This window comes from Cognatundibacterium curvum (genome assembly GCF_014284235.1).
In the GTDB taxonomy this organism is placed as follows: domain Bacteria; phylum Pseudomonadota; class Gammaproteobacteria; order Burkholderiales; family Burkholderiaceae_D; genus Undibacterium; species Undibacterium curvum.
Map to the genome: position 1 here is coordinate 216,872 of NZ_JACOGD010000005.1, position 16,150 is coordinate 233,021.

8 protein-coding genes are annotated in these 16,150 nt (G+C 51.3%); 6 read left to right on the plus strand and 2 right to left on the minus strand.

The features are described 5' to 3' along the window. Window positions 1-103: 103 nt before the first annotated feature. From H8K43_RS11215 to H8K43_RS11235, 5 genes are all read left to right on the plus strand, one after another. Window positions 104-4,378, plus strand: a complete 4,275-nt coding sequence (locus tag H8K43_RS11215) for a WGR and DUF4132 domain-containing protein (protein ID WP_186903914.1) — start codon at window positions 104-106, stop codon at window positions 4,376-4,378. Continuing rightward, on the plus strand, window positions 4,375-5,505 hold the full coding sequence (locus tag H8K43_RS11220; protein WP_186903915.1) for an ATP-binding protein: 1,131 nt from the start codon (window positions 4,375-4,377) through the stop codon (window positions 5,503-5,505). The genes H8K43_RS11215 and H8K43_RS11220 overlap by 4 nt, the downstream gene beginning before the upstream one ends. A 55-nt stretch (window positions 5,506-5,560) precedes the next feature. Beyond that, window positions 5,561-8,098 (plus strand): DUF5682 family protein, encoded by a 2,538-nt coding sequence (locus H8K43_RS11225; RefSeq protein WP_186903916.1) that lies wholly within the window; start codon window positions 5,561-5,563, stop codon window positions 8,096-8,098. 70 nt (window positions 8,099-8,168) lie between these two features. Continuing rightward, on the plus strand, window positions 8,169-9,293 hold the full coding sequence (locus H8K43_RS11230; RefSeq protein ID WP_186903917.1) for a VWA domain-containing protein: 1,125 nt from the start codon (window positions 8,169-8,171) through the stop codon (window positions 9,291-9,293). A gap of 7 nt (window positions 9,294-9,300) precedes the next feature. Next, window positions 9,301-11,355, plus strand: coding sequence for an SWIM zinc finger family protein (locus H8K43_RS11235; protein ID WP_186903918.1), 2,055 nt, complete (start codon window positions 9,301-9,303; stop codon window positions 11,353-11,355). A gap of 219 nt (window positions 11,356-11,574) precedes the next feature. Here H8K43_RS11235 and H8K43_RS11240 read toward each other — a convergent pair whose 3' ends face one another. After that, window positions 11,575-14,451, minus strand: a complete 2,877-nt coding sequence (locus H8K43_RS11240; RefSeq protein WP_186903919.1) for a DUF4132 domain-containing protein — start codon at window positions 14,449-14,451, stop codon at window positions 11,575-11,577. A gap of 402 nt (window positions 14,452-14,853) precedes the next feature. On the opposite strand from H8K43_RS11240, the gene H8K43_RS11245 reads away from it, so the two are divergent. Then, complete coding sequence (locus H8K43_RS11245; RefSeq protein WP_186903920.1) at window positions 14,854-15,261, plus strand: lysozyme inhibitor LprI family protein; 408 nt, start codon at window positions 14,854-14,856, stop codon at window positions 15,259-15,261. 66 nt (window positions 15,262-15,327) lie between these two features. On the opposite strand, the gene H8K43_RS11250 is transcribed toward H8K43_RS11245, so the two are convergent. Then, a complete protein-coding gene (locus H8K43_RS11250; RefSeq protein ID WP_186903921.1) occupies window positions 15,328-16,119 on the minus strand; it encodes a 4'-phosphopantetheinyl transferase family protein in 792 nt (263 codons plus the stop codon). Window positions 16,120-16,150: the final 31 nt, after the last annotated feature.

The window sequence follows — 16,150 nt, forward strand, 5'->3', positions numbered from 1 at the left end:
TGCCAATAAAACTGATCGATAATGCAGCCGACATCATCGTAAATACGCATGATCCCCAGGCTAAACCGATCGCCCCAAGATGTTTCCATAATGGAAGGATAAAATGCGTCATTTTGAATACACTGATACCGTTTCCGCCAAGTTTTGGCAAGTTGAACAGGAGCAGGCGAATCTACATATCTGCTGGGGACGTATTGGTACCAAAGGCCAGAGCCAGACGAAGAGTTTTAATGATGCAGCAAAGGCGACTGCTGCGATGCTGAAACTGGTGGCAGAGAAGACTGGCAAGGGCTACCAGGAAGTGGTACTTGAAGGCACTACGAGTGTTACTGATGCTCAGAACGTCGCTGCTGTGACATCTTCACTTGTAAAGAGCGTGTCGATGCCTAAACCGATGCCGAAACCGGTGGCGAGCGCACCCGATACAACAAAAAAAGAAATAGCTAGCGCGACTAGGTCCGATCAGGGCGCGATTATTATTCCCGAAGTTGTAGCAGAAACCGTAGATGAAGAAATAGAACGCGCCTTTATCGAAATTTGTGGCCAAATTTCCAGGGGTAGTTTGGTGGAGCCGCCGGGTGGTTTGACCGTTGCCAAAATCCGTCGATTGCAAAATATTAGCGAGATTGCTGCTAACGAGGTGTATAAACAGCTGAGCAGAATTGGCTTGATATATTCCTACAATGGGAAGTTTCGTCATGATGCGCAATCGTTCGCAGTCAGACTTCTTCCCGTATTGTTTTCGCGCACCGTTTGCGCATTGACGAAATCGCCATCATCGTCCGCAATTGATGCGCTTGATGCCTCACAACGTGATGCGATTGCGCCCTGGTTCAGAAATGGCGAACCTCTGTATATCAGTGCTAGCGTTGGTTTTGGTATCCATACCCATGCACTAGCCACGCGGCGCTTTCCGCGCCGGATCAATAAAGTCGAGCCGCTGCAAGCATGGTTGGAATTGCGCGACTTGATTTCATTGGATGTTAATCCAGACTTCGCTTCAACCGATAGCAGTTTGCGAGAGGTTTTTCAAGCCGCATACAAGACTTTGGAGAGCCTTGAACTAAACGGCAACATGCAGACTGACGTTATTCTCCTTGTCCTTTGTTTGAATCAGCAGGGCTTCAGTAAGAAAAGAGTTGGCACTTTATTTGTGAACTATCTGGTCGCACGCCATGGTTTGCTATACGTGGTCGATGCTTTGCTGGAGGCCGAGAAAATCGAAGTGGTGCAAGATAAAAGCTGTTTGCACTTGAGCACGGAAGTTAGCACGCTTTTGAACAACCGCTACGGCACTCTGAGCGACGGCGAATGGACTCTACGCGAGCATCTCGCTGCTGCGCCGCAGCCAGAGTACGAGGCATGCATTGCCAAAATACGGGCTGGCTTGCCTCAGGTGCCTGCTCTACGTCAACCTATTCTGGCCTTACTCTTACCGGATGTACCTGAAATCAGCAACGAATTAGTCCATAGCTTATGCGCCCCCGATGCCATGTCCCCGCACACGGTGCATTGGTTGCAGGCGACCGCGACGGATCCTGTTGCATTGGCCTTAGCTGCTAAGGTGAAGAATGAGGGGATTTTCTGGGATCGCCCCGATTTGGTCAACACGATCTTATTAGAGCATGGTGTTGATGCTGTCTTATGGTTGGCGCCGGGCGCAACGCACGACGAAGCCGGTGAAGCGCTCACTTGCATAGGCACACCGGATGCGGTAGCGGCCCTGGCACGTGTCGCCAGTAGTTCTAAGCATGCCTTAGCGCGTTTACATTTGGTGGTGAAACGTTGGCCGGCTGCTGCCATGTTCGCGCTCACCCGCCTGCTCAGTAGCAACAGTAAGGATCAGAGTTTGCTTAGCCCCACCCTCATCCAACTATTGCGTGAGCATCCCGAATTGCCAGATCAATTGCGCCCCTGGATGGAGCCAGCGAGTCTTGTGCTAATCGATAAAATGCTAACTAGGTTGGCAGCACCAGTGGACATTGCTGAGGCTGGCGATTTACCTGAAGTCATGGTTAGCGTGCCATGGTTACAAGCGAAAAAAAAGCTGCGGCCGACTCTGCAACTCATGCCCATTGAAATAATGCCAGTAGAGCAGTGGGATGCCGGAAAAAGAGAGCAAATGATGCGTACATCCAGTAACACCTCAGCGTGGTACTGGGAAAGCTTACAAAAAGCTGAGGCGGATCCCGATGTCATGATAGTAGAAATTTGTCGTTTACGGTATCAAACAGCTTCCGAGCATGCGTCTGAGCGCCAGCGCGCCAGTGCAGCCATTAAGGACGGAAACGTCGCGGAATTTATCGATGCGATGCGCGCTATCATCGTGGCGCTAAAAAAAGACGATCCGAAATTATCCTATTTTTCGTATTTTGATGCGCTACCTTTTTCCCGCTTGCCGCCTGAGCTGGGTATCCCATGTTGGAATGCGATAGCCGGCGAGTTTCCCTGGACGCATATGGATGCGATTGCTGGCGCTTGGGGCTTGGCTGCCCTGCCTGGCCTGGCAGTGAATATCAACAAAGAGCCTAGTAACTATATCGATCTGTCACAGTATTTCGGGGCGGTCGAACTGGCAGCAATTGCAGCACGTGTTTTTGCTAAACTTAAAACCTTACGCGGATGGGGACGCTATTGGTTACGTAAGTTTCCTGAACACGCAATTGCTGGGCTTATTCCACCTGCGCTGGGAAAAGCGGGAGAAGCACGTGACAATGCAGCACTAGCCTTACGCTGGCTGGCTCGGAATGGTCATGCGCAATTACTCGATCAGATCGCTGCACGCTACGAACAAGCTGAAGTCCTCACAGCCTTGCATGCAATGCTCAATGAAAATCCTTTGGAACGCTATCCGAACAAACGCGCCAGCTTGCCCGATTTTTGGAATCCGAGCGGCTGGTGCCGACCATTGCTGCATAACGGCAAGGCCTTGTCGGACGAAGCGCTCGATGTATTGGGCACCATGATGACTTTCCCCACAAACGATGAAGTGTATGCCGGCCTGCATCAAGTCAAGACGGCATGCACAACGCAGAGTCTGGCCGACTTTGCATGGGATTGTTTCTCTGCCTGGCTAAATGCAGGGGCTCCAGCCAAGGAAGGCTGGGTGCTCACTAGCCTGGGTGTACTGGGCAACGATGAGGTGGCGCGCAAGCTGACGCCTTATATTCGTTCCTGGCCGGGCGAAGGGGCGCATGCGCGGGCGGTCACTGCTTTGGACGTCCTTGCCGATATTGGAACGGATGTCGCTTTGATGCTGTTGAACGGTATCGCCAAGAAAATTAAATATAAACCTTTGCAAGACAAAGCTACTAAGAAAATTCAGGATATCGCAGAAGCCCGAGGTCTGACGCCCGAGGAATTGGAGGATAGACTCGCACCAGATCTGGGGTTGAGCGAACAAGGTAGTTTAGTGCTCGATTTTGGGAAACGTGCATTTCAAGTCGGATTTGATGAAAGCTTAAAACCCTATGTACGTGAGTGGCTCGATAACAAGGCTGGTGCACGTTTGCCCGACCTTCCAAAACCAAAACAGACAGACGATGAAGCGCTCGCCAAAGAAGCGACCGAGCGTTACAAATCTTTGAAAAAGGATGTCCGCACGATTGCCAGTCAACAGCTATTACGTTTGGAAGTGGCGATGTGTACTCGTCGTCGCTGGAGTGCTGAGGTGTTCGCGTTATTTCTTGCAACACATCCGCTAGTGCGGCATTTAGTGCGCCGTCTGGTGTGGGGTGTGTATCTGATGAGCACTGAACAGAGTGGCGATGGTGAAGACCAGGAAATAAGCGTAGCGAGTTACGGTGGTCAATTGCAGAGCTGCTTCCGAGTTTCGGAGGATGGTAGTTACACTACGGCGCAGGACGACATTTTCGATCTGCCCGTTGGCCCCCAATACAAAATCGGACTGCCACATGCTTTGGAATTGTCAGCAAGCGAAGCGGCTGAGTTCGCTCAGTTACTGACGGATTACGAATTGCTGCAACCTTTCCCGCAGCTTGGACGTGACACTTATACCCTGACGGAAGAAGAGCAATCCAAGAGCAATCTTGACCGTTGGAAGGGCATCAAAGTAGCGAGTAGAAAAGTACATGGCCTCAGCGCTAAAGGTTGGTATCGTACCGATGGTGATGGCGGTGTTATTTCGGATTTTAGTAAAGCGGCAGGTGACGGGCGCATTCTTGAGCTGTATTTTGAGCCCGGTATTTATGTCGGTGATGTAGACGAATCCCCTGAGCAAACTTTGGGTGAACTGCGGCTCTACAATCCATCAGATTCATTAAATCAGGATGCTGACGCTTCCAAATTTATTTTTTCCTCGGTTGATAATATTTTGGTCAGCGAACTAATTCGCGACTTGGAGCGCCTACGAAAATGAGTACTTCCAGCACCAAAAACAAAATAGTAAAAACTGGTCATTCAAATTTGCAACGCCCTCCTGCGGAAATCTTGTACGCGGCGCAATTAGCCCAACTGCAAGCACAGGATATGGATATCAAACCGCCCGGTTGGGCACTGAGTATGAAAGCTGCCCGAAGTTTTATATTGGGAGATCCTTCGTTGAATATTCCAGCCAAGATCGTGGCATCCGCTTCCAGTATAGAGCGGATGTTAGTGACCCTGGCGACTGGCCGTGGTTTGATGTTGGTCGGCGAACCAGGTACCGCCAAATCTTTGCTGTCGGAATTGCTAGCCTGTGCGTTGTCGGGCATATCCACCTTGACCATACAAGGTGGTGCCGCGATTACCGAAGATCGAATTAAGTATGGCTGGAATTACGCGCTGCTCATTAACGAAGGGCCTTCTCCGCGTGCACTGGTGCCCGCGCCGCTTTTCCTCGGTATGCAGCAAGGGAAAATAGTACGTTTTGAGGAAATCACGCGCGCACCACTGGAGGTACAAGACTGCTTGTTAGGGATGTTGTCTGACCGTGTCATGGCTATCCCTGAACTCAGCGATGAGCATGGGATGTTATATGCGCGTGAGGGCTTCAATATTATCGCCACCGCGAATACGCGGGATCGTGGTGTCAACGAAATGAGTGCGGCGTTGAAGCGCAGGTTTGATTTTGAGACGGTATTTCCTATTTTGGATTTTGAACGCGAACTGCAACTGGTGGCTGATAGTGCGGCGCGGCTACTGGAGCGTAGCGGCATTCCTAAAACGATTCCACCTCAGGTATTGGAATTATTGGTAAGCACCTTTCGAGACTTACGTGGAGTCACTGACGGTAAATCTGTGCCGGGCGAGGCAATGGATAGGCTCAATGCGGTCATGTCCACTGCTGAGGCAGTGAACGTGGCACATGCAGTGGGAGTGCGCGCATGGTTTCTCGAACAACGCGAGGGAAATCCAGCTGATGTCGTCGACTGTATTGCCGGCACAGTTGTGAAAGATAACGCTGATGATCATGCCAAATTACGCCGTTATTTTGAGCAAAGGGTAGCGAAACGCACTGAGGCACACTGGCGTGCCTTTTACGAAGCGCGCCACCGCCTGCCATGAGATGCGCGATGCGATTGATTAAGTTATTGTTTGAGATATTGTTTAGCGTTACCACATGAATGCCGAACCGCATATTATCGGAGTGCGTCATCACAGCCCAGCCTGCGCACGCTTGGTGGCCGCCCGCATACGCGCCCTCAAACCGGCTTTTGTTTTGATAGAAGGTCCTGCCGATTTCAATCACCGGCTTGATGAACTGGCGTTACCGCACCGATTGCCAGTCGCGATTTATAGCTATGTGTCTGGTCGTTTGGAACACCATGATGGTGTAGATGAACCAGAGTACCCGGTAAGCCAAACCGAAGTGCATCATGGATCCTGGACACCCTTCGCGGAGCACTCGCCCGAGTGGCAAGCTTTAAGTGTTGGGCGCGCTGTTGGAGCAGCACTTCGTTTTATCGATTTGCCTGCATGGCATGCATCCTTTTCCAATAAAGCCAACCGTTATGCGGATGAAGATGGTGAGCGTCAGGAGCAACGTGCTGATGGGTATTTGCGCGGGCTGGCGACACGCCTTTGTATAGAGTCGTCTGATGCTTTATGGGATCAGTTATTTGAGGATGAAACGGATTTAGTCACACTGGCCGAAAACCTCCGCACGCATTTTTTTCACTTGCGCAATCAAGATCCGGGATCCATCGGTAATCAGGCGCGTGAAGCAAAGATGGCCGATTGGATCGCTTGGGCGATGGCGCAAGATTTGGGTCCCGTGTTGGTCGTATGTGGTGGTTACCATGCGCCAGCCCTGGATAGTTTATGGTACGCCCGAGTTTCGCAATTTGCGAAGAATGGTGAGGAACCCGTAACGCCCTCCCCACAAATTTATGCACCCACCACTTGCGTAGCCCCAGATGATGCGGCAAGCGGATTGAACGGGTTAAGAAGTTTATTAAATCACGAGCCAGGCCTGCGCTACGGTTCATTTTTGGTTCCCTATACATTTAAGCGCTTGGATGCCTTTGCCGGTTATGCTTCTGGCATGCCTTCACCAGCCTACTACCAATCGGTATGGAACTATGGAAATGATGGTGCCGGCCGCCAGATGTTGAAAGAGGTATTGACGCGTCTGCGGGGGAAAAAACTCCCTGCGTCTACTGCCGATCTGATGGCGATGCAAGTGCGTGCGCATGGTCTGGCACGATTGCGTGGACATCGCCAGCCTTTGCGCAGTGATTGGTTAGATGCCTTGGCGGGTGCCTTGTTGAAAGATGCGCTGGACGCGCCTCTTCCCTGGAGCTATCGTGGTCCACTTCGCCCGGGTACCGATCCCATCTTAGTGGAAACCATGGATGTGCTCGCTGGTGATCAAGCCGGTAAATTGGCCGCTGCGACCCCACAGCCCCCGCTCGTCGCGGCGCTCTGGTTGGAGCTGGAAGCAGCTGGCCTGGTCATAAGCTCACAGCCAATAAATGTCACATTAGATTTGCTAACACCGATGGGGCGCTTGCGAAGCCAGCTGTTACATCGGGCGAGTCTGTTGGAGTTGCCAGGTTTTATCCGTCGGAGCGGACCGAAACTGGCGCTATCTGGGGAATGCAAAGAGTTATGGATACTCAATCGACCGCCTGAGCAAATCGCTGCATTAATTGAGGCCGGTGCCTGGGGGGCTACGCTACTTGATGCGGCGCGGGCCAAATTAGAAGATACATTACGCCGTGCGAACGGCCGTATTATTAATTTAGCTGACGGACTCAATCGCGCTGCGTTTGCCGGTTTGTCGGGACTCAGCCAAGCTGTCATGGCAGACTTGCAAATAGCCGTCGCTCAGGAGCCGCAATTTGAATCCTTGGCGCCAGCCTTAGGGATGTTGTTGACCCTGCTACGCCATGGTCAAGCGCTAGGCATGGCGGGCGCCCCTGTGTTGCAAGTCATGATCGAAGCGGGTGTGGATCGCGCGCTGTGGCTATTAGAGCCGCCAGCTGCCGTTCCTTTGGCATCGATGACAGCGCATCTTCAGGGTTTTAGCGCACTACGCCAAATCGCTGCGGATGTGTTGAGTATGCAGCACCCCGGGTATTCGCTTGCTGACGGACAGGAACAGACTGGTAATAGCCAAGCATTAGCGTTAGAGATTCCGCGTATGTTCGCGGTGTTTCAGCGAAAAGCGTCGTGTGGCAATTCGGCAGCAGTGAGTCGCGGGGCGGCCTTGGGTGCCATGATCAGTTTACACGCACATTTAGCCCCAGAAACATCAGACCATACGACGATACGGGACGAGGCATTGACTGTGATGACTAGCTTGCCAGCAGAAAAATTAGGCGACGCTGTCTGCGGCTTGCTCGCCTTAGCTCGTGAGCAGGTAATGCATGACCCTCAATTCGTCGCAGGCATCGATGCCTGTATACAAGGCTTAGACGACCATGATTTTTTGATTGCCCTACCGGCCTTGCGTGGTGCGTTTGCCTGGTTACCAACGCGAGAACGTGGCAATCTGGCAGAGCACGTACTTGGTTTGTACCAGGGGCAGCATTTGTCGCGCCGCTATTTGACGGATCACGTTAGCACATGGACGCAGCAAGCGATTGCTGAACACCAATTGGCAGAAAAGCAGGCTATCGCGCGCCTGGCTGAGTGGGGAATCGCATGGAAATGAAGTTTCATCTCAAATTGCCGCATCAGGGAATTCATGAAGCTGGTGGCCAGGCTATGATCCGGAAAAGAAGATGACACTACAGATACCTTCTCAATTGGAACGCTGGCGCTTGATGTTGGGTGAAGCTGCGGCAGGTGCCTGTGGTAGCCTCAGCGATCAGGCTTTGGCAGCTGATGCCGCGCTTGAGTGGTTGTATGGTCGCGACCCACAACGTGTTGAGCGTGATGAGCGTGGCGCCGGTCTCGGTGTTTCAGAATTGAGCACACCAGACTGGATTAATAGTATTCACAGCTTGTTTCCCAAAGAAGTTATTGAACGTCTTGAGCAAGATGCGGTAGAACGTTTCGGTATCGATGAAGTCGTGACGAATCTGGAGGTGCTGGAACGTATAGAACCATCCGAAGCCTTGCTGCGTGCGGTGTTACAGACCAAGCACTTGATGAACCCGCAGGTACTCGCAGCAGCACGAAAACTCGTGGCCGAGGTGGTGCGTCGTATTATGGAGAAATTGCAAACCGAAGTGCGTCAGGCGTTTAGTGGTAGCCGTGATCGCAGGCGGCGCAGTCAAATGAAAGTCGCCAGTAATTTCGATTTTAAAAAAACGGTAGCGGAGAATTTGCATCGTTGGCATCCGCAACGCCAGCGTCTGTATCTGGAGCGTCCCGTGTTTATGAGTCGCAGCCAGCGTCATGTACAAGCCTGGGATGTGATCTTATTGATCGATCAAAGTGGCTCTATGGTCGATTCGGTCATACATAGCGCGGTGATGGCGGCGTGCCTGTGGAACATACCCGGCATGCGAACACGCCTGGTCGCGTTTGACACCGCGGTGGTCGAACTGACTTCGGATATTGCAGATCCTGTCGAGCTATTGATGAAGGTACAGTTAGGCGGCGGCACTGATATTGCCAAAGCGGTAGCGTATGCGCAGGGTCTAATTCAAAATCCCAGTCGTAGCGTGGTCGTCTTAGTGAGCGATTTCTGTGAAGGCGGCAGCGAATACGAATTGGTTCGTCGCGTAAAAACATTAGTGCAAGGTGGCACCAGGGTGCTGGGCTTAGCAGCTCTCGATAGTCAAGCCAATCCCGCCTATGACAGGGCAATGGCAGAGCGTTTAGTCAATGCTGGTGCGCAGGTAGGGGCAATGACCCCTGGTGAATTAGCCACCTGGCTTGCAGAGAAATTACGCACATGAGATTACAATGAATTTACGTCAGGATCTACTTGAGTTAAGGCCCGAGGCGCTGACGGCACTGGCCAATCCTGGCTTTGTTAAACGCGGCCAAAAAGATGTCGCAGCCGGACAACTTCCAAACTTAAGCCAAGATGTTGATGGCACGGTGCATGCTCTGTTTGAAGATGGTATACGAACCCAGATCGGACTCAGTGAGTCTTTGCGTGACGCCGCCTGTACCTGTATCGCCAGCGGTATGTGCCGACATCGTGTCACCTTGGTATTGGCTTATCAGGCATTGTATGGGAACGCAGCCGGCAAACCTGCGCACGCAGAAGTGGCTGAGGACGACTGGAGCCCGGCGCAATTCGATGATGAGGCCGTTGCCGCCGTATTTTCACCGACGGTAATTGAACAAGCGCGCAAACTCGCGTTGACCCGTCCACTTGCCACAGTAATTTCCGGATCTGCCAGCGCCCCCAAAGTACTTGGCGTCAGTCTGGCTATGAGCAACGTTCGTTTTTTTTCACGTAGTAATCTGGCGCATGCGCGTTGCGACTGTCAGCAAGGAGTAGGCTGTGTCCATGTGGTGTTGGCGATCTGGGCTTGTCGACTGGCGCAGCAATTACAAACTGATGGCGCTGATCGTGTTGAAAGTGCTGAGGTCAACCTGGAAATTACGCCGTTTGGCCAAATTGAGTTGCAAGTGCAATTAGCTGGCACTATGCAAACTCCAGCCGATATTGCATTAGTGACGCAGCTGCATGCATGGTTAAGTTTGATATGGAACGAAGGATCAGCGCAGCCGTTATTGGGTCTTGAAGCGCATTATGCGAGCTTACAGGCAGATTTGGCGCAGCGGGGCTGGACGTGGGTAATGGCGGAACTGGAATCAGTTTGGCACATGTTGCAAGCACAAGAACGGCGCTCCAATCGCTTCGATAGCGTCGATTTGCTCAACTCGTTAGCAGAACTCTGGGGGCGCTTGCAGGCAGCAAGCCGTGCTGGCAGCGTGATTAATCCGCGGCTACCGGCAAGCCAGATACTAGGGATAGGCCAGAAAGGTGAAGTAACACTCGATTTGCTGCGCTTGATTTCGCTGGGTACTGAGCTTTGGCGCGACGATGTAAGCGAAGGAGCAAGCCTGGTATTTGCCGATCCCGACACGCAATCTGTCTTGGTACTTGAGCGTTCCTGGCCGCGTCTCACTGATGCTTCGAATAGTCCTGACAGTTTGCTAAACCGTCGGCTTTCAGGACAGTCTCTCAAATCATTGGCGAGCAGCCAATTAGTCACAAAAGCGGCCAAACGGCGTGCCAATGCCACTCTCGAATTAGGCGGAAATGCCCGTCAAACCAGCGTATTTCCGCTCTCTCCCGCGTCATGGAATGACCTGCAGCCGCCACTTCGCTTTACACAGTTGAATGACTTGCTTCAATTTCTAGCGAATCGCCCGCCATCTTGTCTGCGGCCAGGTCAAGTTGGTAGCCATTGGCAGGTCTTGTCATTGACCGAGATGACTCTGCTAAATTGGGCTTGGGATGCCGCAAAGCAAACCCTGTTTGCACGTTGGGAGAGCTTTGATCACATCACGCTATGCTGGCATCTTCCCTACCAACACTTAACACCCGGTGCGGTCGATACGCTGGCACGAGCGCTCAGCGGCGAGTGGGGAAGTGTACTCAGTATCGCTGGCCCAGTTTGGTTGGAATCTGGTGGCGTAGGGATCCGACCCATGAGTGTAATGACACAACAGCGCGCTATCGTGCTTGCCTTTGAGGCCGGTGCACCGCAAAAAATGGCCTTGCAAGAAGTACCGCTTCCTGGAAATGCGAGGCAGTTGCTTTTACGCGAGACACAGAATTTACTGGGTCAACACTTGCGCCAGGGATTGCGCCACGCAGCGCAACCACAGCGCAAACGTTGGTATGCGCAGGCTAAGCAGGTCGGCGATGCTGGTTATCCGGAGGCTGCCGCCTTGATGAATACAATTTTCACTGATGACCTATCGTGCAGAAACACCCGCAATATCGAAGCATTGGCTGCGCTCAGCTTATTGCTGGGTGAACTGCTGATTTGGTAATTCGTACCGCGATCGGTTATGAGAAGAAATCATTAAACAAACCACGCCAACAGATGCAGTTTGAGCTGCACCTTACTCAGAGTGATGTTTTCGATCTGTGTTAATTGCTGCTCCTTGCTCTTCAAGCATATACACCGAATCGGTACAACTTTTCACTCTCCTTTGGCATTGTTGATTGCCTTAGCTGTTGTTCAGGTCAGAGTGTCCGGTTTGCAGTCATCATGCGACGAACCAGGTCATGAAGTGGAGGTCCCTTTGGATTTCGCTATAGGAAATTGCGTCCAGCTGCGCCATTTTTTGCTGTGGATTACTCAAGCCTATCCGTCGAATTTGCATCACTTCTTTGCCATCAGCTGGAGTGCCAACGAACCACTCGCCTTCGAACTGACAAACCATGCTCGACTCATCGATAAGCTGTTTGCTTAAGCTATCAATGATGCCATCCTCACCGACGCTGCGCTTCCAACCGCGTTGTTCCAAGCCAAGCAGGCTGGCTATCCTGACACTGCGCCCTACCCATTCAGATAATTCACTTTTCGCCGCGTCTTTTTGATCGAGCAGATAGCTTTCCCGTGTCAGTTGAATGAAGGGCGGTAGAATTTGGTAATCGCTCAACCGTTGTCCAAAAGCTGATCTTGCATGTGACGTCAGTTCCAGCGTATGCGCAATCCCCATGCTACAGTTTTCAGGCAATTGATAATCATCGTCTTCGCTGTCGCTTAAGCTAAAATCTTCTGCTACCCGGCAAGCGGCAATTAGCTGATTTTCCTCGTTATACACGCCCCAGATTAGCCCTTGGGCCACATGTTGAAGCAATGGATGGCGCACAAATAAAGTCATGAATTCTTCGGTGCTCCAACGTCTTTGTGCACACATGGCAGCCTCCAGGCGTTGCAGCTGATGGCTGGCGATACTCTTGAGTTGTTTCTTTAAATCTTTGTACAGTGCGGCTGCTTCTTTCGATAATGCGGGGTCGTCTTTCGAATTAGGTTTTGGTAAATCTTTGAGTATTTTTCCATCCCCATCCTTAATATTAGGCATCAGGCGCTGATCTACACTTAGCGAAAACTGTCTGGTGCCAAAATCAAGATTAAGCTTACCATTCCTGTCCAGGCCTAAATCTGGCACGGTGCGATCTGCCAACTGTTCCAGACTCAAGCCACGCTGCTCGCCGACACCACGCAACAGATCCGCAGCACGCCCTTTCAAATCATTAAAACGGGTTTGCTGGCTCAGGGTATGCAAGTACATCAAGGCTACATCGCTACCGATTTGCGCTAACATATTCATCGCGTCATAGGCACGAATTCGGCTCAATGCTGCACGCCACTGACGCAGTGCGATGTAGAGTTGACGTGCCGTTTCATCATTACCTAGCACGCCCTGGGCATCGAAGATCCAGCGGTCCTTGGGAGGATTGCCATTGTCTTGCCACCATTTGAATAAGGCTTGGCCGAAACGGGCAAATGATTCTGGCGTGATGCTTTCCAGTAGTGTGCTCAGTCCGGCATAGGGTTCATCGGTTTTACTTAGCATCAAACACATCACAACATCTGGCAAGGAAGTGGTGGGGATAGCATGTCCACTATCTTTCAAAATTAAACGTGGCAGGCCAGCGAGATGAAGGTTTTTCGGCGCAGCAGGAAGTTTTTCTGGAAGTATCTCTTCAGGTGCCACGGATAATAAACTTGTGAGCGCATCAACCGTGGCGGTACCATAACGGTTCGCCTGTGAAATCATGCTTTCACCATGTCCATTTGCGCAAAGCCAACGCAAGGCGTATTGGGCTGTTTCTCGCGACGTGACATCGGCGCCAAATGCAAACGGCAACAGACCACGTGCCGCAGTTGCCGGATAACGCGAGAGCCAGACGCGCGCCGAGGGTTTTGCCCACTTGTTTTTAACTAACAAGCATGCCATAGCTAAGGCCAGATCATCAGACTCGACTTCAAGGAACTGCGGTAATTGACGGGTCGATTGCATGGTGCCTGCCACCCGCCCTATTGGTGAAATAAACCTGTCCTCAAAATGATTCAGTAAGGAATACCACGAATCACCCCAGCTTGACAAAACATACTCGAAAATATTGCGTACCTTTGCGTACCGAAACACCTTGTCCGCAACCGGTTTGGGTAAAACAAATAAGGCTGAAAAGCAAGTCAAATCGTGGAGTCCATAGGGGGGGTAGGCGAAATCATCTGAGCTCGCGCTAGCTCCAGTCAATAGTCGTTCCAGTGCATCTGGTTTGCCCCCTAAGGCAAACAGCGCCTTGTGCGCAAGCGACCAGTTGTGGCACCCCTCAGGATTGTGACGAGCAAGAAAAGCAGGCATTTTCTTTTCGAGTTCCTCGACTATCTGAGTCGCTTCATCCGCTAAACGATGTCGAGCAAGTTCAGAATAGTGCGGAGAAAAAACTTGCATCTTATCGTGCAGTGGATCAAGTGCTAATTGCGCTACTTTTGGTAATGCACGCCTATTGCGCCAATAGGGATTGCGGAGAATTTCAGGCAATTCCTCGAGCGTAGCCTCTGACATCGCTTCTGGTTCTAAAAGGCGTTGCAGTGTTTTTAATTGTGTCTCGTCACACTTCGCTTGCAGTGGTGCCAGCCAGTCTGGATGCGTTAGGATTAATTCCACCACCAAGTTTGCTGTTGCCTGATGGCGCGTAGGATGAGTCGAAATTAATTTTGCCAAGATGAAGAGCGGCCATTGTGCAACCTGCTTAAGCAGAGCCCCTTTAATTGCCGGCAACTTGGAGTAGGGCAGCAAGGCATCCGTTACGCGTTCGTCATGGACTTGAAGTAACAGATCCAGGCCCAATTCGGAGATGTACTTTTTTTCCAAGACTGATTTGAGAACGGAATCCAAAGCGTCTAGGCCATGCCATTGCAGCAAGCGGGCTTGCACAGGCGTCCAATCGTAGTAAGCAAGCATTTCAGTTTGCAACACCGCGCAGTTTTGGATGTAGCTAGCATCCTCGTTTAAAAGTGTTGAGGGAATTCCGGTCAGCGGCTTCTGACATAAGTCGATCATGCTGGGAGACCAATGTATCGCGCTATCTGGCACCGCATTCAGGTTTTCGACTTTTTTTGCCATTGAACACACTCTCTTTTGTTTATCACGTCATGAATTTATTTTTTACTTCGGATGGAAGTATAAAAGCCGCCGTTAGCAATATTATCACAATGACATGAGTAGAAAAAACGAAGGTACTCTATGAGCAAGCACTTATTTGAGACGGCGACAGGGGGGAGCTCCCGTAAAAGCAAGCCATACATAGCCAGAGTCGCTGCGTAAAGAAACTATTTTTGTGTTGATTGATAATATTGAAAATATTTTGTGTTAAGTTGCATTGTTGGTATATTTATATGATCTAATATTAACTCATGGAAAAAGAAATGCATTCCATCCATGTGCAAATCGCTCTCAGAAAATTGAGTTTCAAAATAACTTCAACCACAAATTTCCTCTCTGAAAATGAAAAAATCAACATTAACGATGTCTGTGTTTGCCGCCGTTTTTGCCTTGTTTGGTAATGTGGCGTGGGCAGCGCAAAACGTGGCGGTATGTGCGAATAGCAAAGATACGGTGGAGCTCACAGCGTGCATGAATGGGCAGCTTGAGTTGAAGATTGCGAAGTTTCAGAAATATTTTCTGGCTGCGCAGAAGCAGGACAGTGTGGTCTGGGGCAGCGCTAAAGAATTAATCAAAACTCAGGAAGCCTGGGAAAAGTATCTGCGTCAGCATTGTGATTCTCTGTATAGCCGCGAGCAGGGCAGTGCGCGTTTTTATGAGACTGCTGCCTGTCAGTTGCGAATGTACGATGATCGCATCCATGAAATCTGGATGTCCCATCTGACTTATCGCGATGCCACACCGCCGCTACTGCCTGATCCTCAACAATAAAGTCCGTGCCATTGTGCTTGAGATGGCGCGTGAAAAATGAGCCGACCCTGGTGTGCCTGACGCAGGCTAAGCGGACTGCATGGCTGTGTCCTGAAGCGCTTTGGGATCGCTGAACTTATAGCGTTCACTCAGTTTACCAAGCTCACCAAGCTCATTGAGCTCTCCAAGTTCAATCAGCCTGATGCGCGTGGCTGTAGAGTGGGCAGGGAGTGCGATGGCGACGTGGTGCGCATCCCGTATGCGATGCATGACTTGCCAATGCTGTTCCTGCAGGCTGCAGCTGTAAGTCTGATCGCCTATGCGCTTCAGTCGCAAGCTGTTGAGGGGAAGGGACAGGCCGAATCCTGCACACTTGCTGACGGCCTCCTTCATGCTCCAGAGCGCGATGAAGCGGGTCGCTGTGGAACCTTCCTGCCATGCCAGATCATCGTGAGGATGCGCGACAGACGGCAGCAGGCTTAGATAATCTAGCGGCTTGCTTTGCTCAACATCGATGCCGACTGCATGCGTATGACAGAAGGCGAGGGCGACCCAATCGCCGCTATGCGAGATATTGAACTGTAAGTTCTCCCCGCTCAGACCGGGCTTGCCGTTGGAATTTGTTTGAAATTTCAGCTGTGCGGGGGCTTTGTTGAGCAGCTTAGCCAGGATCTCGCGTTTCAGACTATGTGCGAGTAAGTGCCTTTGTTTGTCCGCCGCAAACACATAGGCATGATAGCGGGTTTGCTCTGCCTCATCTAAGTAGGCCAGCTTCATCTGTGCTGCCAACTGACGTCTGGCCAGCACCACGAGAACTTCATCTTTGCCGATGTGCAGTTTGCCAGGCAGCTGTCGCATTGCGAAGGCGGTGACTGGCATATTCTTATCCTCCCTCTGTTTCATGCTTAAA